Below are 19,640 nucleotides of genomic sequence, written 5' to 3'. Positions count from 1 at the left end.
CTTCGACAACGAGGCGAGCCGCATCGAACGGGTGCGCGCGCACGCCGAGCCGGCGATGAGAGTGGACGCTCCGCCACGCAGACGCTCCGCCGCGAAGAGTTGGCTGAAAGCCATCGCGCTAACCGCACGGCCGGAGACCCAGCCCCACCACCTGTTCGCCGATATCGTCGAGGACTGGGCCCGGCGTCAGCCCGATCGCTCCGCCCTGCTCGGGCATGGCCAGTCCTTCACCTATCGGGAGCTCGCCGACCGGATCAACCGCTATGCGCGTTGGGCGCGGGGCCTCGGCCTCCATGCCGGCGGCACCGTCTGCCTGCTGATGCCGAACCGGCCGGACTACCTCGCCTGCTGGCTGGGCATCAGCAGCGTTGGCGGGACGGTGGCGCTGATCAACACCAGGCTCGTCGGTCCATCGCTCGCCCATTGTATCGACGTCGCTCATGCCGATCACCTCATCCTGGCGCCGGAGTGCGCGGACGCATTCGATAGCGCGCGTCCGCATCTGCATGGCGTGCCGAAATGCTGGACATTTGGCGCCGGCGGTTCGGGTCACGATCTGGACGCCGCACTCGCCGCCTTCGAGCCGCGACCGCTGTCGCCCGCCGAGCGCGGCGACGTCACGATCGACCGGCGCGCGCTCCTCATCTACACCTCGGGCACCACGGGCCTTCCGAAAGCGGCGAACGTCAGTCACCGCCGGGTTCTCGCCTGGGGCGGCTGGTTTGCCGGACTGACCGATGCGTCGATCGACGATCGTCTCTACGATTGCCTGCCGCTCCATCACTCCGTGGGCGGTGTCGCAGCCCCTTGCAGCATGCTGTTCGCGGGCGGCTCGGTCGTGATCGCCGAGAAGTTCTCCGCCGGCAGATTCTGGGACGACGTCGCGCGCTTCGACTGCACCGTATTCCAGTATATCGGCGAACTCTGCCGCTACCTCCTGAAGGCGCCGGCGTCCAGGCAAGAGGCGCGACACCGCCTGCGTCTGGCTGTCGGCAACGGATTGCGCGGCGACATCTGGGAGATGTTCGCCGGCCGGTTCGCGATTCCGCAGATCATCGAATTCTATGCCGCGACCGAGGGCAATTTTTCACTCTTCAACGTTGATGGAAAGCCGGGCGCGGTCGGCCGCATCCCGCCCGTTCTGGCCCATCGCTTTCCGGCCGCGATCATCAAGGTCGATGCCGATGGCGGCAGCCCGGTCCGGAACACCGACGGGCTCTGCATCGCCTGCTCGCCCGGCGAGACCGGAGAAGCCGTAGGCCGCATCGGCGGCGCCGGTCGCGACGGCTGGGGTTTCGAGGGCTATACGGATCCCGCGGAGACCGCGAGAAAGATCCTGCGCGATGTCTTCGCTGCAGGTGATGCCTGGCTCCGCACGGGCGACCTGATGATGCGCGACGAACACGGTTATCTGCACTTCATCGACCGTATGGGCGATACCTTCCGCTGGAAGGGCGAGAACGTCGCGACCAGCGAGGTGAACGACACGATCACGGATTGCCCCGGCATACTCGATGCCTCGACCTATGGAGTTGAGGTGTCCGGGACCGATGGCCGCGCCGGCATGGTGGCCCTGGTGGTGAAGCCGGATTTCGACTTCGGTGTCTTCCGCGAACACCTTTCGCGCAGGCTGCCGCCTTATGCAATTCCGGCCTTCGTCAGGCTGTGCCCGTCGCTCGAGATGACCGACACCTTCAGGAAGAAGAAGCAGCGGCTGATCCGCGAGGCATTCGATCCCTCTGTGGTGGCCGATCCGCTGTTCTTCCGTGATACGGCGACCGGTGACTATCATTCGATCGACCCGTCCGTTTTCGCGCGCATCGTCGAGGGCGCGATCAGGCTGTGACGTCTGCTCGGAAGCCGCAAATGTGAGGTGAGTACCATGCTGGTCAGAACGAAGATTTTCTCCGCGATGAAGCAGATTGCCGACGAGCAGAAATTGACGCTTCCCCGGCTTGAGGATGACCTCAGCCTGAACGAAACCGGGTTCGATTCACTGGCCTTCGCCATCCTGGTTGCGCGGCTGGAGGACGAGCTCGGTATCGACCCCTTCACTGTCGCGGAAGACGCAACCTTCCCCTCGACCCTCGGTGAGTTTGTCAGGGCCTACGAGAATGTCCCCGCCTGACGTCATCGCGCTGCGCCGGTATCTCGACGAGGGTCCGACGGACCGCACGATTTCCGATGCCCGGCAAAGTGTATGTCTGACCGACCTTGTCGAGCACAGCTGCCTGATCGGCGGGTCGTCCTGCGAGCTCTCAGGCCGCTCGGTTCTGCTTGCAACATCGAGACAGCTGCTGTCCGCGCTTGCCATGATCGAGCTCGACGGGATAGCCCGCCGCATGCTCCTCTGCCCGCCCGACGTCGATTGGGAGCGCCTGCAGTTCCTGGTCGCGCAGGCCGGCATCGATACCATTGTCACTGACCGCCCGCCATCCGAATACCTCTCCGGAAGATGCGCGGTCATCGGCATCGACCTGCCCGCACGCAGAGCCATCAAACCGGAGGCCGACCATGCGACCGAATGGTTGATGCTGACCTCGGGGACGTCGGGGCTGCCGAAGATCGTCCGGCATACGCTCGATGGACTGGCCGGCGCCATCATCGCCGACGGGCCTGCGCAACGCCGCGGCGCGACCTGGGCGACGTTCTACGACATCCGCCGCTATGGCGGCCTGCAGATCTTCCTGCGCGCCTTGATCGGCGGCGGGTCGATGGTGCTTTCAGAACCCGGGGAAGCCATCGTGGCCCATGTGGCACGCCTGCGCACAGGCGGCGTCACCCACATTTCGGGAACGCCTTCACACTGGCGCAAGCTCCTGATGAGCGGCGCGGCCGCCGATTTCTCGCCGCGCTATGTCCGCCTGTCCGGCGAAATCGCCGACCAGGCCGTGCTCGATGGCCTGGCTCAGGCATTTCCGCACGCCTCGATCGGTCATGCCTATGCCTCGACCGAGGCCGGAGTTGGTTTCAGCGTCGACGACGGGCGCGAGGGATTTCCCGCCGACCTGATCGGCCGGAATCAAGGCGGCGTGGAGATGAAAGTGATCGAGGGCTCGCTGCGGATCCGTTCGCAGCGAACCGCGCGCGCCTATGTCGGGGCGGATGCACCGCCGCTCGTGGACGCCGAGGGGTTCGTCGATACCGGCGACATGGTCGAGCTGCGCGGCGAACGATATCACTTCGTCGGCCGGCGGGGCGGCATCATCAACATCGGCGGGTTGAAGGTGCATCCGGAAGAGGTCGAGGCGGTGATCAACCGGCACGCCTCCGTCCAGATGTCGCGCGCGCGATCGCGCAGGAGCCCGATTACGGGCGCCATCGTGGTCGCCGACGTCATCCTCGCGAACGGCACCGATGAGACTCGCCACGCGGCGATCCGTGCGGAGATTCTTGGCCAATGCAGGGATCGCCTGGCGGTGTGGAAGGTGCCCGCGATGATCCGCTTCGTCGAGCGGCTCGACGTCACGGCGGCAGGGAAACTGGCGCGCACCGATGCGTAACGTCCTCCTCATCGGCGGCAGCCGTGAGATCGCGCTTGCGCGCCTGCGATCCTGCTGGCAGGTGGGGAGAGAGAACGGCCCTGATCGCTGGGGGGCAGGGCAGGAAAGGATCAGGGCCGCTGCTCTGAATATGCCGAAACCCAGTGGCACACCCCTGCGGGGCGCAACTGGAGCCATTCGCTATGAACCGCGACGAGTTACTGACAGCGGGCAACGCGAACAAACCCAGACCCGCAGGCGTCGACTAAAGCACGTTCCAACCGATACGAGGGCTGCGATTCCGGATCAGCGGCCTGGTCCAACGGACTACCCACAAAGCTTCAAGGCATCTCGCCGTCATTCACGTCGCCCGACCATATTGCGCGATGGCGAGGGCCGCGAGCACCGTCCGATTGCTGACCTCAAGCTTTTGAAAGATGTTGTGAAGATGCTGCTTGATCGTGCCGTCGGCAATGTTCAGCCGCCGCCCGATTTCCTTGTTCGACAGTCCCTTGGAGACCAGATGCATGATCTGGCGCTCGCGGTCGGTGAGCGTTGCCAGCATGTCGTCCGTGTTCGCCCTCTCCTCTTGCGACACGACAGGATCGGGTGACGCCAATGGCGCCAGACTGTCGCCATCGGCGATGCGCCGCAAGAACCCGACCAGCGCCTCGGGCTCCGCGTCTGTCAGGATGATGCTGCAGGTTGGCGGGCCGGATTCCAGCACCAGGGCGCAATCTTCACTCGAGCCAAAAAAGATTAAATGTGTCGAATGACTTTCCGGCAAACGATTTTGTGATGCGTGCGACGAAAAGGCCAACAGCTCGGCACACTCGGGCATCGCGGGGTCGACGATCGCGATATCGGGAGCGAGGTTATTTATCGCATCGATGCAGCTTGGAGTACTCTCACAAGATGCGACGATTTTGAAATCGGCCAGGGCGCCGAGCACCATGCTCAGCCCCTCCAGGACAATCGGATGTCGGTGTGCAATGACGACATTGGTACGTGCCATTGGGCGCTCCTCCGCCGAGGGTCCCCCCAATCAACGCGCTGAACATACTCCTATTTTCAAACAATAGGTCGGAAATTTCTTCCGACACGGACGTCGCCGCTGCAATGCAATACAATCAGCAGGTGGCGCGCCCGCCTTCCGCCCGCAACTTGCACCGAATGCCTGCGAGAGTTCGCGACCAATCTGCAATCAGCGAGCTCCCGCAAACGACGAACGAACACACGATCTCAGATAGCGCCACGCCGGCAGCGAAAGGTCTGCGTGTCTCCGACACGCTCCGCGTCTATAACGAACGACATATAGTCGATCTTAAATTCGAGATTAACACTCTAAAAAGCTTAAACAATATAGGAACCACGGATTTGCCGGCGACGTTTCGGGAAGGCGCCCGCTCGGAGTAGCCACATATACCCGGACGTCTAGGTCCGAACGCAAACGACCAACCACCGATGGCTGGTCGTCTCTCATGAGAGTTTATTTGGTTATTTTGTTGCGTTTCTGTTGTGTGTCATTGCGTCGGCTGGAGGCCCCAATGAGGAGGTATCAATCTTACGAAGTAGCTCTTATCGGAAAGAGCGTTTTGATTAGAGAAGGCATTGCCAGAATACTGCACGAAGCAAATTTTCGAATGCCGATATCGGTGTCGTCCCCGGAGGACTTGCCAAGCTCGCTTCAAGCTCAGCAACTGATGTTTCTCATCGTTCACACCGGCGATGATTTCGCTCTTGCGGTATCCGAAATCGGATATGTGAAGGATCGATATCCCAACGCGCCCGTTGCGATCGTGTCGGACAACTACCGACCCGTCGAGCTCGCCTCCGCATTTCGTGCGGGTGCCAGCGGCTACTTCGTCAACGTCAATTCGTGCGATGCCTTCATCAAATCTGTCGAACTGGTGACGATGGGCGAGACGGTCTTCCCGCCTGCATTCCTGTCGTTCGCTCTCGACGGCAATCGCGAACACGAGACGATGGAGCGCACCCACCATGAACATGCGCCCCTCGTCCCTCAAGAGAACGTGACCTCGCCTCAACTGTCCCCGCGCGAAAACGCGATCCTCGCCTGCCTCATCGAAGGCGATTCCAACAAGTGCATTGCCCGAAAGATCGACATCGCCGAGGCGACCGTGAAAGTCCACGTCAAGGCGATTCTGCGAAAGATACGGGTTCAGAACCGGACGCAGGCGGCGATCTGGGGAATGAACCATGGATCGCAGGCGCGCGCCGCAAATGACCACGCGCCGGCGGCCGGTGAGGCCGGCGCTCCGATCGTGAGGCGCCACGGGGCGATCCCCGAACCGGAGCATCTCGACGAGACCGCTCATCTGGTCCGCCAGTCCAGTCACGTGGCGGTACCCCCTGTCGACGGTCTCCTCCGCAAGGGAACGGCCCAACGGACGGGCGCAGCGGTACGGCTGTATAAATAGCCGGGCGGCGGGAGACGGGAGCGGCTCCCTGTCTTAACGCTCCCGCAGCGACTCCTGCTTGTATCTCGCCAGCGGCGAGAGCAGGTAGCTGATGATCCTGCGCGCGCCGGTCTTGATCTCCACCGTCACCGCCATGCCGGGGCCGAGTTTGACAAGCTTGTCCTCCACCTGCATGTGCGTCCGGTCGAGCGAAACGCGCGCCGCGTATTCCAGCTCCTGGCCTTTCGGCTCGCTGCTCCCTTGCGCCGTTCCCGAGCTCCGATCGTTCGGCCCGCCCTGCCTGTCGCGCGTGATGGCATCCGTCGAAACGCTGAGCACATCCCCATGCAACAGGCCATAGCGCGTGAAATTGAACGTATCGATCTTGATCTCCGCCTTCTGTCCGGGATGAACGAACCCGATATCGCGGTTGGAGAGCATGGCCTCGATCTCGAGCTGGCTCTCGCTCGGAACCACGACCGCGAGTGCCTGCGCCGGCGTCACCACGCCTCCCACCGTGTGAACGGCGAGCTGCTGCACGACGCCGTCGACCGGCGCGGTCAGATGCTGGAGCTTCGTACGCCGTTCCGCCTTGACCACCTCCTGCGCGGCGCTCGCCGCCTTCTGTTCGGCTTTCGCGAGCGCGTCATAGGTCGTGCGTCGGTACTCCGCGGCGGTCCTCTCCTTCGTTTCCTTCAGCAAGGCGATCGCGGCGTCGGCTTCGCGCAGCCGGCTCTGCTGCAGGACCATATCCTGCTGGAGGCCGACCAGTTCCTGATACTCGGAGAGATAGACGACCTTCGAAGCCAGGGCCTTGTCGACCAGATTCTTGCGGATGTCGACCCGCTCCTGCAGCACCGGTATCGTCGCCTGGAGCTTCGCCACGCTGGCCGAGGTGGTCGCCCGCTCCGCTTCCTTCTGGCCCTGCTGACGCTCGATCTCCGCGAGCTTGGCGCTCTGCTCGGCCCGCTGACTGATCAGGAATTGCCGATGCATCTCGACTTCCGCGGCACTTGCGCCCTGCGGTGACCGGAATGCGGCAAGCGGATCGTCGGTGAGCGCAGCACGCAGCCGCGCGACGTCGAGCTCGGCCGCGACGAGATCGCTCTTCTGACGCTCCTGATCGGCTTCCGTCATTGTCGGATCGAGCTCGATCAGGACGTCGCCGGCCTTGACGCTCTGGCCGTCGCGGACATGGATCGCACGGACGACGCCCGTCTCGAACGGCTGGATCACCTTGGTGCGCCCGCCGGGCACGATCTTGCCCGTCGCAGTGGCGACGATATCGACGCTGCCCAGGGATGCCCACAACAACGCGACGCAAAACACCGCGATGATGCTCGCCCCGATCGCGCGTCCGATCGGAGACGGCGGCGATTCGGTGATCTCGAGCGCCGCAGGAAGAAACGCAATCTCGTGCTGGCGCCGTCGAACCTCGGCCCTCGGAAACGGAACGATGTTTCGGCTAGCGGACGTCATGAATACCGGCCTGCAAATAGTGGAGATTGGCGTACCGCCCGTTCGAGCGGATCAGCTCATCATGGCTGCCGTCCTCGACGATCCGGCCGTGCTCGAGCGTGATGATCCGGTTCGCATTTCGGACCGTCGAGAGACGGTGGGCGATCACGAACACCGTCCGGCCCGCGGCTATCCGCCTCATGTTCTGCTGGATGGCACGCTCGCTTTCATAGTCGAGCGCACTGGTCGCCTCGTCGAGAATGAGGATGCGCGGATTGGTAATGAGTGCGCGAGCGATCGCGACACGCTGGCGCTGCCCGCCGGACAGACTGCTTCCGCGCTCGCCCACGATGGTGTCGTAGCCCTCCGGCAGCTCCAGGATGAAGTCGTGCGCGCCAGCCAGTGAGGCCGCCTCGATGACCCGCTCCATGGGCATGGAGGGGTCGGCGAGCGCGATGTTCTCGCGAATGGAGCGATTGAAGAGCACGTTCTCCTGCAAGACGACGCCGATCTGGCGCCGAAGCCAGGTCAGGTCGACCGTTGCAAGGTCAACGCCGTCGACCAGCACGCGTCCGCTCTCCGGCACGTAGAGCCGCTGGATCAGCTTGCCGATCGTGCTCTTGCCGGAGCCCGAAGAACCGACGATACCGACGACCTGCCCAGGCTCGACCGCAAAGGACACGTCGTGCAGCACCTCGGGGCCGTCGGTACGGTAGCGGAACGTCGCGTGATCGAACACGACCTTGCCGCGGATCGGCGGCAGCGCCGCGCGCGCCGAACTGAAGCTCGGCTCCGGAATGGTGTTGAGAATGTCCCCGAGACGATCGACGGACAGACGGGCCTGGTGGAAATCCTGCCACATCTGCGCGAGCCGGAGCACCGGCATGCTCACCCGCCCCGCCAGCATGTTGAACGCGATCAGCTCGCCGACGGTCAGGTCGCCGCCGATCACGAGCCTGGCGCCAAAATAGAGCGTTGCGGCCGTGACCAGCTTGTTGATCATCTGGACAGCCTGGCTCGCCGTGTTGTTCAGGCTGAGTACGCGGAAGCTCGCTCCCACATAGCCGGCGAGCTGTTCCTCCCAGCGGCGTTGCATCTGCGGCTCGACCGCCATCGCCTTCAGGGTCTCGACGCCCGTGACGCTCTCGACCAGGAAGGCCTGGTTCTCCGAACCGCGATTGAACTTCTCGTCGAGGCGCCGGCGAAACAGCGGGGCAGCACCGGCCGAGATTCCGATGTAGAACGGGAATGAGGCCAGAACGATCAGCGTCAACAGCGTCGAATAGTAGAACATCACCGCAAGGAAGACGACGGTGAACAGGAGATCGACCACGAGCGTGAGCGCCGAGCTCGTCAGGAACTGACGGATGTTCTCGAGCTCGCGAACGCGTGCGACCGAGTCGCCGACGCGGCGCGTCTGAAAATACGCGATCGGCAGTGCCATCAGGTGACGAAACAGCCGTGCACCGAGCTCGACGTCGATACGGTTGGTCGTGTGCGCGAACAAATGGACGCGCAACGTGCCGAGGACCGTCTCGAACACGGTTAGCGCCACGAGGCCCGCGACCAGCACGTCGAGCGTGCTGATGCTTCGATGCACCAGCACCTTGTCGATCACGACCTGGAAGAACAGCGGAGCTACGAGGGCGAAGACCTGAAGGAAGAACGAGGCGATCAGCACTTCGCCGAGCAGGCGGCGATATTTATGCATCGCTCCGAGAAACCAGCCGATATCGAACCGCCTGGAGAGGTCTGTCAGGGCCGCGCGCCGGGTCATCAGGATGATGTCGCCATCCCAGACGGCCTCGAGTTCGGCCTGCGTCATCGATTCCGGTCGGGGCGCCAATGGACGCTGAACGAGAATCCTGTCCTCGATGACCTTGCCCAGGATCATGAAGCTGCCATCGCGCAGCGCGGCTATGGCCGGCAGCGGCGTAACGGCAAGCCTGTTCCAGCTCGAGCGTTGTGCCCGGGCCTTGAGGCCGAACTCCCTGGTGCAGCGCAGGATCTCGGTCACGCCAATGCGCGACGTGCCCATGCGATGGCGAATTTGCTCCGGGTCGGCCGCGACGCCATGGCACCGCAGCAAGATCGCCATTGCAATCAAGCCCGATTCATCGCCGTCCGAGGGCTCGCCCGGCTCCTGGACCGGCACATCGCGACGATTGAAGGGATTCATGCGCGCCAGGGCGGAACCGGCGCTCCCGGCCAGATCGCGTCCGTACGCGACCAGGCCGGTGAATGCATCATGCGCCCGGCCGGCGAGACCTTCAGATCCGCTCAGGATCAAGCGACCGTCCCAGATCTCTTCAAATTCCGCACGCGGCATCAACTTCGGATGCGTCGAGGTCGGATGCAGCACAAGCGCGGCGTCTTCCTCGACCTTCCCGAGCAGCAGAAACCCGCCATCACGCAGCGCTGCGATTCCGGGGAGGCCAATGCCTGCGAGCTTTTTCCAATGTGTCGTGCGCGAAGCGACCTTCAGCCCGAAATCGCGGGCGCAGCTGATCATCGCACGGATGCCGATTGCGCTGTCTCCGCAGCGGTCGCGGAGCTGATCGGGCTCGGCGTTCACGCCATGAAGGCGCAGGAACAGAACCAGGGATCTAAGCCCGAGATCTGCGGCATGGGCATTTCCATTCTGGATCGCCATTTATAACTCAACCCTTCGCGGCTACCGGCCGCGTATGATGTTCCTTCTCATGCATTCCCAAATATTGACGGTACCGCACCCAAGCACTGTGCCTGGGTGCGGCTCAGTCCTTAGTGCTGTGGCCGGGCCAGCAAGGCGTCTTGCCCCCACCCGGTCGCGTGCGACAGGGCCGCTACGATCTGACCGGGATCCACCTGACCGGTGTGCGCGGCAAGATACTGGTTCAGCAACGCAAAGCTCTGGCTTGCGAGCGAGGCCATCGTGCTCCCGGTGGCAGACGGATGATCTGCCGCCATGACCGGATGGGTAGCGGTCGCTGCCAGGCTGCCAGCGGCCGGGTCGAAATGCTGCTGGAGCATCGCAAAGCCCCGGCTGGCCAACCCCGCGATTGCAGCGGTCGTCGGTTGATGATCCGCAGGCTCGATCGTCTGCGAGGTCGTCGGGGACGCGGCCGTCGTGGTGGCAACAGCCTGATGATCCGTCGCAGAGTGGTGGTGGTCCGACGAGGTGGTCTTAGTCGTCTCGGGACGAGGATCCGTCACGGTGATCGTTTGAGGCGCAGCCGTCGCGACCGCACCGGTTGACGGATCCTTCGCGCTTGCCGTCATCGTCAGCGTCGCGACCGGATGACCGCCGCCCCTGTAGGTCGAAGTCAGCGTCAATCCGCTGTCGACCTGCGCAGCCGTCAACGTGATGTCCTTGCCGCGGAACGTCTGGCCGTCGAGCTTGTCCGTGATCATTTCATATTTCGGCAGCCCGGTGATGTTCACGGTCACGACGTCATTGGAATCGGTCGTCGTCACCTTGGTCCCGAGGTCGACGGTACCACCTCTCCCTGCCACCCAGAGCGAGTCGTCCGCAATGGTGAGGACAGGCTTCGCCACGGCGGGCGTCGGAGTGGTTGGAGTGGTCGGGGTGGTCGGAGTGGTTGGGGTGGTTGGCGTCGTCGGAGTCGTTGACGTCGGGTCGATCTGCAGACCGGCGAACGTCTTGACGGCCCCGGCAAGATTGGCAGCGACACCGGAAGCGTCCTTGATCGCCGCGCCGCTCGAGAGATTCACCCCGGTAATGGCGAGCGCCGAGGTGGCGGTGTTGGTCGAGGCAACCGTGGTCTTGAAGGTGAGCGTGCTCGTGCCGGAACCGCCGGCATAGGTGGCCGTTCCGCCGTCATTGAGCGACAGCGTGGGCGTACCCGTCACCGTCACGGCCTCGTTGAAGCCGAGTGCCAGGGTGATCGTGTCGCCGACATGCTCGGTGCCCGTTCCCGGAGCAGCCGTCGCCTGCGTCACCGTCGGCAACACCGGATCGATCTGAAGACCGGTGAACGTCTTCACTGCACCCGAAAGGTTCGCGGCAACACCGGACGCGTCCTTGATGGCCGTACCGGTCGGAAGATTGACGCCGGTGATGGCGAGCGCCGAGGTATTGGTGTCGGTCGCAGCAACCGTGGTCTTGAAGGTGAGCGTGCTCGTGCCCGAACCGCCCGCATAGGTGGCGACATTGCCGTCGTTGAGCGACAGCGTCGGCGTGCCCGTCACCGTCACGGCCTCGTTGAAGGCGAGCGACAGGGTGATGACATCACCGGCATGCTCGATTCCCGTCCCCGGCGTAGCCGTGGCCTGCGTCACCGCCGGCTGGATCGCGGGCGTCGTCGGGGTCGATCCCGGAGTGACGTTCGCACCGGTGACGGTCTCCCCAGTACCAGCCTTTTGATAAAGCTGGACGGAGTCGATCTGCATCTGCATCGATGAGGGAGTCGAGCTGTCGAGAGCCGTATGCCATCCGGACGAGGCGCTATTCGCGACCCCGTTGTTCATGATCAATTCCATCGGCTCGTTCGGGATGTTCACCTGCGCACTCGTCACCTGCGCCATCTGTTTCCCGTCGAGATACCAGGTGATCGACTGACCGGGGATCCAGTTGATGCCGTACGTATGGTAGCCGGCCGTGAGATCGACGCCGCTATCGATGACGCCGCCGAGAGTTCCGGACGAGCCCGCATGAATGTGCCAGGCGAAACCCTGGTTCGTGGGCCCGTTGTAAAGCATGCCCCCTTCCTGGATATCGATCTCGAAATTATCGCCGCTGCTACCCGCGCCGTCGCCCGGCAACAACCAGAGGGCCGGCCACGCGCCGTCGCCACTCGGCGCCTTCATGCTGATCTGAAGGTAGCCGCCATTGAATTCGAAGTTGCCATAGCTGCTGACCGTGCCGGACGTCTCCGGGAATGTCTTTGTCGTCCCGTTGATGCTGGTCGTGATCGGCTGTTTGACAGCCGTCAGGTTCAAGGTTCCGTTGGAGACGGACACCTGGCTCGGCGTGTCGAAGTCGGCGTAATATTCCGTCCCAACCAAGCTTCCGGTTGATGGACTTCCATTCCACGGCCAGCCGTTGGCGGCGTTGCTCGTGATGTAGGGATTCCAGGAGTTGCTGAGCGTCGTTCCGGAGAAGTCATCCTGGAAGACGAGATCGCTCGACGTATAGCCCGCTGGTGCGGAAAGGGTCATTCCGGTATCCTCTTGACGTTGATGACAGGGAATTCCACTGCCGCAGCGCGAAGGCGCGCGACATACCGCATGCTCGAAGCTCTCGCTTGACGAGCACCATTTCAAAGCAGTGGGTTTTGAAGTGCCCCCCCGACTGCTGGTGCGGACGGGGTATTGATGAAACGTGGCGAAAAATGTTTCTAAATGTGAAATTTACAGAAGAATTCGCACATACATAGGTATGTGGTGCTGCTTTCGAGCTGCGTGATCATGCAGCGGCCATTGCACGCAAGCGTTGCTTCTGAGCTTGCTGACGTCGCCGTCATGCGCACGAAAACGGTCGCGGTCGCGAGCTAACGCCTGCACGCGTTCAGTCAGTGCATCGGTGCGCGGAAGCTCCGCCGCTTGTGCCGTTGCTGCGGATTGTCGAATTTGAGCTCGGCGACCAAGCGCCAAAGCTGAACCTCGTGGCCGTCCGCCAGGCGCCCGGCCCGCTCGGTTGCGGACGCGTCGTCAGGGCAATGAAGATTGACCACGCTCCCCAGTTGGCCGTGCTTGTCGAGAAGGAATGCACGATAGTGTGGCATCGCAAGTCCCCATGCGGACTGCATATTACCTGCAGGCTTGTGCGGCGACGTGGAGATTTTGCGTCATTACGAGCTACCTCCGATGGGCGGTATACGGCTGCCGCGCCTCATGCGATCAGGCCCTTTGGCGCTTTTCCCGACGCTCGGCCACGGACGGTCGGACGTGACGAACACGCTTCGATCGCCCAACGGCTTTCGCGAGATCGTCGCAACGATAGCCATTGGGGTTGCGCAATTGCCAGCGCCAATGGTCCGCACACATTTGCTCCAGCGACCGCGTCGATGTCCAACCCAGCACCTGCTTCGCAAAGGCGGGGTCGGCGAGGCAGACCGCCACATCACCGGCTCGACGCTCCATGACGTCATAAGGGATGGATCGCCCGCTTACCTTTTCGAACGTATGGACGACATCCAGAACGCTGCTGCCCTTGCCGGTGCCGAGATTGATCGTGATCAGACCCGGCTGTCCGAGGTGACGCAAGACGCTCAGATGACCGGCCGCCAGATCGACCACATGAATGTAGTCGCGGATCCCGGTGCCATCGGGCGTGTCATAGTCGTTCCCCCATATCAGCAGCTTCTCGCGTCTCCCAATCGCCACCTGCGCCACGAACGGCACGAGATTGCTCGGCACACCCAGCGGGTCTTCGCCGACGAGCCCGCTATCGTGCGCGCCGACGGGATTGAAGTAGCGCAGATTGCCGATACGCCAGCTGTCGTCGGACCTGCACAGATCCGTCAGTATCTCTTCGATGACGCGCTTTGTGCGACCGTACGGATTGGTCGGATCGAGGGGATGCCTCTCGTCGAGCGGCAGGTATTTCGGCACGCCATAAACGGTCGCGGACGAGCTGAATACCAGCGTCTTTACATTCGCCCTCATCATGGCCGACACGAGCCGCATCGTGCCCAGAACGTTGTTTTCGTAGTACGTCACAGGCTGTGCATTGGACTGGCCCACCGCCTTGAGCCCCGCCAGATGAATGACGGCCGTCACGCCGCAAGCACGCAGCGTGCCGCAAATCGCCTCTTCGTCCCGGATATCTGCGTGGCGAAAGATGACCGATCGCCCGCAGATGGCCTCCACCCGCTCGAGCGAGGCCCTGTTGCTGTTCGAGAGATTGTCGAGGACCACGACGTCGAGCCCGGCGTCGAGCAGCGCGATGCAGACGTGGGTCCCTATAAAGCCGGCGCCTCCGGTGACCAGGATCATTTTGACACCTTCCGCCTTCCCCCGCCGTTCTCCGCACCTCCCCCGGAGTCGTGTCAGCTACGCCCTCCACACCCGGGCCCGCGATCCCAGGTGCCGCGAGAGCGCTTCGGTGGTCCCACCAAGGCGGGCCGCCGCGTACGCAAACGCCGTGATGGTGAAGCCCGCGATGATCGCTCCAGCCCTCTGCCCTTCACTGAACTTGCCGTGCATGGCAGCCCGCAGGTTCGTCGCGACCGCGCGCGGCAGGACCTCGCGGACGTAACGCCCTTCAGCGCGCAGGCCATCTCTGGAGCCTGCAAGATCCGTCAATACCGCCTTGGCGCTGCCCTCGACCAAGCAACGGTGCACGAAGTACTTCCATGTCAAACGGTGGGCAGGCACGGCGTGATGCACACGCGCGCCGGAACGATACGCCCAATAGCCGCCGGCATGCTGGCGGGCGGCACGTATGCAGAACTCCGTCTCTTCGCAGCTCTCGGCCTTGCCACCGATCCTGCCGCGACCGCTGACGGAAAATCCGAGCTTTCGGCGTCCGAGCTGCGACGTGAACCCGCCGGTGCGACGGAGCACCTCGGCACGCACCGACATGTTGGCGCCGATCGGATTGCGGATGCGGCCATCGCGCACGTGCATGCCGGTATAGGTGCAGCCGACGACCCAGCGAAACTCACCGGGAAACCAGGAGGGCGGCGGCGCCTGCCATAACGGTTCGACCGGGCCGCCTGCTCCGAGCACGGCAGGATCCTTGTAAGCCTCCAGCAACTCCTCCAGCCAGTGCGGGTCGGCGACGGCATCGTCATCGAGAAAGGCGATCACAGGCGCCGTGACGCATTCTGCTCCCGTCATGCGTCCGCCCGACAAGCCGGCTTCCTTCGCATTGGCGAGCACGGTCACGCCGGAGAGCTCCCGTGCGGCGCGCTCCCGCAAGGCATCGTTATTGTCCACCACCACGACAATTTCGCGCGCGGCGCGCGTTTGATTGCGGACGGAATTGACCGCGCGCGTCAACTCGCTCCAGCGGTCGAGCGTATGCGCGCAGATCACGACGGAGGCCTCGGTCATGGGGTTCTCGCAGCAGTTTTCCGGACCTGTGCTGCCCGCGATGCCGCGGCCTTGAAGACGTTCCAGATCGCGCCGCCATCGTTGCGGACATCGAACTGGTCATACTCATCGATCGGATAGCGTCCGCTGTCCTGCCGCGACACCAGTCGCCAGACCATCCAGCCGGCACAGTTCGAATCGCGCGCAAGGGTGTCGAGCCACAGCGCGTAAGCCTGCGCCGAGTCGGGATTGGAGCGCGCATAGCCGAATTCCTCCAGAAGGACCGGCTTGTTCGCGCGCGCCGCCAACTGGCAGAACTCGGTGATCTTGTCGTTGAACTGGCTGACGGTGAGCTTGTAGAACAGCGGGTAGCCGTGCCATGTCCCGAAATCGAGAGTCGGAATCGTCAGATCGGACAGCTTCGCTTCGACGTTCGCGTGGCCCGAGCTGACGAGATGGTTGGGATCGAGGGACTTCACATAGGCCGACATTTCGGCAGTCCAGGTCAATCGCAGCGTCTCGGGCTCCGCGTTGCCTTCGTTCATCAGCTCCCAGGCCATAATGGTCGGATCATCGCGGTATGCGAGTCCCGTCAGCGGGTTGACCCGCTGCACGACATGACTGACCCAGCTCCTGTAGTCGCGCTTCGTGCGCGGATCCCTGAAGAAAAATCCGGACTTGTCCTGGCTCCCATACCAGGCCCGCATCTGCTGGACGCCGCCGGTGTAAGACCAAAAATCCAGGAATCCGATGACCAGCCTCAGATGACGCCTGCCCGCCTCGGCAATGACGAAGTCCACTTTCTGCATGCCATTCGGGCCATCATTGATCGCCATCCCGCCAGTGCGAGGGTCCCAGTAGAGCAGATATGAACCTTTGACCGCGAGATCGCTGGCGTCGCCCACGCTCTTCCAATTCCAGACCGTTGCCGTACTTCCATCCAACGACCCGATCACTGGTTGGAGAAAGATACGGACGACATTGGCTCCCATGGTCACGGCATCATCGAGAACCCGCGTGACCTCGTTCCGCGAGCTGTACGTCAGATAATGGTTGTTCACGCCGACGACGAAGAACTGCCGATCATCGACCGTGAAGTTCGTGCCGGAAATCCTGACGAAGGAGGTCGCCGACGGATTGTCGGCGGCATTCGCAGCGGCCGAGACGCACAGCAGCGCGAATACCAGCATTCGCACGCTCTCGCGCAGCCTGTTTCCCGCCCGTTTCCAATCGGCATTCATACCTCCACGTGACCTTTGCCCGAGGGCGAACGCAACCGCTCCGAAGGATTACCTCTCCTGGCGCCGCCCGATCCGGCGCCAATCAGGCATAGTGGTGCCATGGCGGTCCGGTCGTCGCGGTAGGGCCCTGTGTTGTCCGCAACCAACCAATTCTTCCGCTCGTCGGAACGGCGCGTTCCCGCCGTCGTGATCGGCGGCGAGCTGAACGGACTTGGGGTGTGCCGCAGCCTTGCCATCGGTGGGATGCCCATCTGGGTCGTCGACTGCAAGCGCTCGAAGCCTGCGCTGTGGTCGCGTTATGCCCATCGGGTCCTCACGAACTCCCTGCATGGCCCCGCCTTCGTTGCCTTCCTGCGCGATCTGCAACGCCGGATAGGAGAGCCGCCGTTCCTGGCGGTCACGGACGAGCTGGCGCTGCTTACGATCTCGGAGCATCGCAAGGAGCTCGAGAAGCTCTATCGCTTCCGCCTGCCGGCTCACGAGACGGTTCTCATGCTGCACGACAAGGCCAGGTTTCACGAGAGCGCCTGCTTGCACGGCTGGCCCGTGCCGAACGGCGCGATCGTCCGGACTCTCTCGGATATCCCGGGGATCGCGGCGCTGCGTCCGCCCATGATCGTCAAACCCGCAGACAAACGCCACTTCCACGCCGGACGCGCTCCTCGCCTGGTCACGGCGGCGAGCTACGCCGACGCAATCGCGGCCGCCGAGCAGCTCCTGCCTCAGGTCGGCGAGGTCCTGGTGCAGGAGACTGTCGAGGGAGCGGATGACAACATCTTCTTCTGCCTGTTCTACCGGGGCCGCGACCATGAGACGCTCGGCATGTTCACCGGGCGAAAGCTCGCCAGCACGCCGCGAGGTACCGGCAGTACGGCCTTCTGCACGGCCGCGGCCAACAGGGAGCTGGAGCGCGCGACCATCGGCATTCTCGACCAGGTGAACTACTCTGGCTTTGGCGGCATCGAATACAAGCGCGATGCCGGGAGCGGACGCTTCCTGATCATCGAGCCGACGGTCGGGCGCACCGATTGGCAGGAAGAGGTGGCCACCCTCGCCGGGATCAATATCCCCCTGATCGCTTATCGGCACGAACTTGACCTGCGGCCCCTTCCCGACAAGCCGGTCGACAGCCGAATGGTCTGGCAGAGCTCCTGGATCGAGCGGGTCAGCCGGACTGCAAGATCGATTCCGCCCCGGTCCATTGTGGTGGATGGCTATTGGCGCAGAAAAGATCCGCTGCCGGCATGCGTGCACTATCCGCACGACGCGGCATGCGGCGTAAAATTGCATCTGCAACCATGGGTCACGGTGCTGCAGCAGAAATTCGGGGCGGCCGTAAGCCGGCGTCTCTCCGTGGGGCGAGAGTAACATGCGCATCTGCCTGTATCTCGATCCATCACGACTTCTGCGCTGGCATCACTGGCTGGCGGAGGCGCTTGCCGGAACGCGCGAGAACGAAGTCTCCTGCGCCTTCGCGGTTGCGCAGCGCCCTCTGCCGTCGGTATGCCGTCTGCTGGTCGATCTCGAACGGCTGGTCTATGGCTTTGGCGCGAATGGCGCCACGGACCCCGTCGAAACGGAGCTGCGATCCCTACCGCCTCTTCCGATCGGCGATGCCGACACGATCATCAATCTCGGCGGCGAGGCGCAGCTCGCGGCAGCAGGACGCGTGCTGACGCCACTCTTCAACGGCATCCCCGGCGAGGTCGGTGTTTTGGCCGCGCTCGCCAATGGCGAAGACCTTGTCGTCGAGCTGCACGACTCGGCCTCTCCTTCGGGCGCGTGGACGGCCCGTCCGGCCCGGCTGGACCGCAACGTGTTCTCGGCAGGCCTCGACAGTGCGCTCTCCTGCGCCGTGGCGTTAATCTTGAAAGCGTTGCACGGTGAGACCGCGCCCGACGTCTGCAGGACGACCTGGGCAAAGACAACGCGGCGCCTTGGCGCGTTTTCGGCCCTGGCATTTGCAACCAGCACAGCTGCATCAAAGGCACTCAACCTCGCAGACCTCCTCGCGCGGGGCGGCAGGACCTGGGCAATCGCCTGGCGTTTCGACGAAGGGACAAGCCTGCTCGAGAAGGGCGAAGCAAATTTTCGTGTTCTTGCTTCGCAAGCCAATGGTTTTCTCGCCGACCCGTTCCCGTTTGAACACCGAGGGCGGCAATTCATTTTTGTCGAACAGTATCTCAACACCAAGCGCCGGGGATGCATTGCGGTCGCGACAGTGGACCGGAAGGGCATCACCCCGCCGCAAATCGTCATCGAGGAGCCCTATCATCTCTCCTATCCGTTCGTGTTCGAGCATGACGGGCAGATCTGGATGATTCCGGAATCGGGCGCGGCCCGGAGCGTCAACCTCTATAGAGCCGTGGAATTCCCACACCGATGGACGCGCGAGGCATGCCTTACCAAAGGCATCGAACTTTACGACGCCACGCCGCTGCAGCATGCCGGCGGCTTCTGGTTCTTCGGCAGCTCGCGAGTATGGGCGTCGACCTCCTGGGACATCCTCAGCATTTACCGCGCCGAAAGCCTGTCAGGTCATTGGACGCCGCATGCACACAATCCCTTGTTGATCGATGCGGCTCTCAGCCGTCCCGCAGGCGCGTTCGTTCGGCACGGCGGGCGCACGCTGCGCCCTGTCCAGGATTGCTCGCGCCAGTATGGCGGGGCGGTAACGTTTTGCCGGATCGATGCACTCGACCGGTCGCAATTCAAGCAGACGCCGGTCGGCCGCATCCGGACCGGCGCGTTCGGATGCCACACATATAACCGCCAGTCCGGCCTGGAGGTCCTGGACCTCTTCGGCCGCGTCAACGGCTTGCGAGAGGTGACGGCCTCCTATGGCCCGCTCGCATCCCGTCCAACCGGCGCCCATGGGCCGGCTCCTGCCGCGGTCGAGTCGGATTCGGCAACGCCGTAGGGCAGATGCCAATGAAGCGTCAGGAATGCGAGACGTTGCAGACTCGATACGCCGTGAAGGCATAACCACAAAGAGCTAACCAACTATCGCGCTTTCATTGCAGCCTGCCATCGGGGATGCTCCGTTCGTTCAGGTCGGG

At 63.3% G+C, this 19,640-nt stretch carries 13 protein-coding genes; 6 read left to right on the top strand and 7 right to left on the bottom strand.

What is annotated here, in order from left to right; genetic code table 11:
• Positions 1-55 precede the first annotated feature (55 nt).
• From JQ617_RS02505 to JQ617_RS02495, 3 genes are read left to right on the top strand one after another with little or no spacing between them, the layout of a single operon-like run.
• On the top strand, positions 56-1,846 hold the full coding sequence (locus tag JQ617_RS02505) for a long-chain-acyl-CoA synthetase (protein ID WP_249156787.1): 1,791 nt from the start codon (positions 56-58) through the stop codon (positions 1,844-1,846).
• A 36-nt stretch (positions 1,847-1,882) separates the two neighbouring features.
• Positions 1,883-2,128 (top strand): acyl carrier protein, encoded by a 246-nt coding sequence (locus JQ617_RS02500; protein WP_063682689.1) that lies wholly within the window; start codon positions 1,883-1,885, stop codon positions 2,126-2,128.
• The gene (locus JQ617_RS02495; protein WP_212024165.1) at positions 2,115-3,503 is read left to right on the top strand and encodes a class I adenylate-forming enzyme family protein; all 1,389 of its coding nucleotides are present in this window, start codon (positions 2,115-2,117) and stop codon (positions 3,501-3,503) included. The genes JQ617_RS02500 and JQ617_RS02495 overlap by 14 nt, the downstream gene beginning before the upstream one ends.
• Positions 3,504-3,843: 340 nt before the next feature.
• On the opposite strand, the gene JQ617_RS02490 is transcribed toward JQ617_RS02495, so the two are convergent.
• Positions 3,844-4,497, bottom strand: a complete 654-nt coding sequence (locus JQ617_RS02490; protein WP_212024163.1) for a response regulator transcription factor — start codon at positions 4,495-4,497, stop codon at positions 3,844-3,846.
• A 532-nt stretch (positions 4,498-5,029) separates the two neighbouring features.
• Here JQ617_RS02490 and JQ617_RS02485 point away from each other — a divergent pair.
• The gene (locus JQ617_RS02485) at positions 5,030-5,923 is read left to right on the top strand and encodes a LuxR C-terminal-related transcriptional regulator (protein ID WP_212024161.1); all 894 of its coding nucleotides are present in this window, start codon (positions 5,030-5,032) and stop codon (positions 5,921-5,923) included.
• A 33-nt stretch (positions 5,924-5,956) separates the two neighbouring features.
• On the opposite strand, the gene JQ617_RS02480 is transcribed toward JQ617_RS02485, so the two are convergent.
• The 6 genes from JQ617_RS02480 to JQ617_RS02455 form a co-directional block, all read right to left on the bottom strand.
• Complete coding sequence (locus tag JQ617_RS02480; RefSeq protein WP_212024159.1) at positions 5,957-7,381, bottom strand: HlyD family type I secretion periplasmic adaptor subunit; 1,425 nt, start codon at positions 7,379-7,381, stop codon at positions 5,957-5,959.
• A complete protein-coding gene (locus tag JQ617_RS02475) occupies positions 7,368-10,013 on the bottom strand; it encodes a type I secretion system permease/ATPase (RefSeq protein WP_212024157.1) in 2,646 nt (881 codons plus the stop codon). The genes JQ617_RS02480 and JQ617_RS02475 overlap by 14 nt, the downstream gene beginning before the upstream one ends.
• 110 nt (positions 10,014-10,123) lie before the next feature.
• Entirely contained in the window at positions 10,124-12,520 is a 2,397-nt protein-coding gene (locus tag JQ617_RS02470; protein WP_212024156.1) for a glycoside hydrolase family 16 protein, read from the bottom strand.
• Positions 12,521-13,201: 681 nt separating this feature from the next.
• A complete protein-coding gene (galE, locus tag JQ617_RS02465) occupies positions 13,202-14,299 on the bottom strand; it encodes a UDP-glucose 4-epimerase GalE (protein ID WP_212024154.1) in 1,098 nt (365 codons plus the stop codon).
• A 57-nt stretch (positions 14,300-14,356) separates the two neighbouring features.
• The gene (locus tag JQ617_RS02460; protein ID WP_212024152.1) at positions 14,357-15,361 is read right to left on the bottom strand and encodes a glycosyltransferase family 2 protein; all 1,005 of its coding nucleotides are present in this window, start codon (positions 15,359-15,361) and stop codon (positions 14,357-14,359) included.
• Positions 15,358-16,530, bottom strand: coding sequence for a glycoside hydrolase 5 family protein (locus JQ617_RS02455; protein WP_212024150.1), 1,173 nt, complete (start codon positions 16,528-16,530; stop codon positions 15,358-15,360). The genes JQ617_RS02460 and JQ617_RS02455 overlap by 4 nt, the downstream gene beginning before the upstream one ends.
• Positions 16,531-16,713: 183 nt before the next feature.
• Here JQ617_RS02455 and JQ617_RS02450 point away from each other — a divergent pair, with 183 nt between their 5' ends.
• A complete protein-coding gene (locus JQ617_RS02450) occupies positions 16,714-17,949 on the top strand; it encodes a carboxylate--amine ligase (RefSeq protein ID WP_212024148.1) in 1,236 nt (411 codons plus the stop codon).
• Position 17,950: 1 nt separating this feature from the next.
• Positions 17,951-19,501, top strand: coding sequence for a glucosamine inositolphosphorylceramide transferase family protein (locus tag JQ617_RS02445; RefSeq protein ID WP_212024146.1), 1,551 nt, complete (start codon positions 17,951-17,953; stop codon positions 19,499-19,501).
• Positions 19,502-19,640 lie beyond the last annotated feature (139 nt).

It is taken from the genome of Bradyrhizobium sp. KB893862 SZCCT0404 (assembly GCF_018130885.1).
In the GTDB taxonomy this organism is placed as follows: domain Bacteria; phylum Pseudomonadota; class Alphaproteobacteria; order Rhizobiales; family Xanthobacteraceae; genus Bradyrhizobium; species Bradyrhizobium stylosanthis.
This window is presented reverse-complemented; position numbering and strand designations above follow the sequence as displayed.

Coding starts and splice junctions, on each gene's coding strand:
- JQ617_RS02505 (WP_249156787.1), top strand. CDS start 56: ATGAGAGTGGACGCTCCGCCACGCAGACGCTCCGCCGCGAAGAGTTGG.
- JQ617_RS02500 (WP_063682689.1), top strand. CDS start 1,883: ATGCTGGTCAGAACGAAGATTTTCTCCGCGATGAAGCAGATTGCCGAC.
- JQ617_RS02495 (WP_212024165.1), top strand. CDS start 2,115: ATGTCCCCGCCTGACGTCATCGCGCTGCGCCGGTATCTCGACGAGGGT.
- JQ617_RS02490 (WP_212024163.1), bottom strand. CDS start 4,497: ATGGCACGTACCAATGTCGTCATTGCACACCGACATCCGATTGTCCTG.
- JQ617_RS02485 (WP_212024161.1), top strand. CDS start 5,030: ATGAGGAGGTATCAATCTTACGAAGTAGCTCTTATCGGAAAGAGCGTT.
- JQ617_RS02480 (WP_212024159.1), bottom strand. CDS start 7,381: ATGACGTCCGCTAGCCGAAACATCGTTCCGTTTCCGAGGGCCGAGGTT.
- JQ617_RS02475 (WP_212024157.1), bottom strand. CDS start 10,013: ATGGCGATCCAGAATGGAAATGCCCATGCCGCAGATCTCGGGCTTAGA.
- JQ617_RS02470 (WP_212024156.1), bottom strand. CDS start 12,520: ATGACCCTTTCCGCACCAGCGGGCTATACGTCGAGCGATCTCGTCTTC.
- galE (WP_212024154.1), bottom strand. CDS start 14,299: ATGATCCTGGTCACCGGAGGCGCCGGCTTTATAGGGACCCACGTCTGC.
- JQ617_RS02460 (WP_212024152.1), bottom strand. CDS start 15,361: ATGACCGAGGCCTCCGTCGTGATCTGCGCGCATACGCTCGACCGCTGG.
- JQ617_RS02455 (WP_212024150.1), bottom strand. CDS start 16,530: ATGCTGGTATTCGCGCTGCTGTGCGTCTCGGCCGCTGCGAATGCCGCC.
- JQ617_RS02445 (WP_212024146.1), top strand. CDS start 17,951: ATGCGCATCTGCCTGTATCTCGATCCATCACGACTTCTGCGCTGGCAT.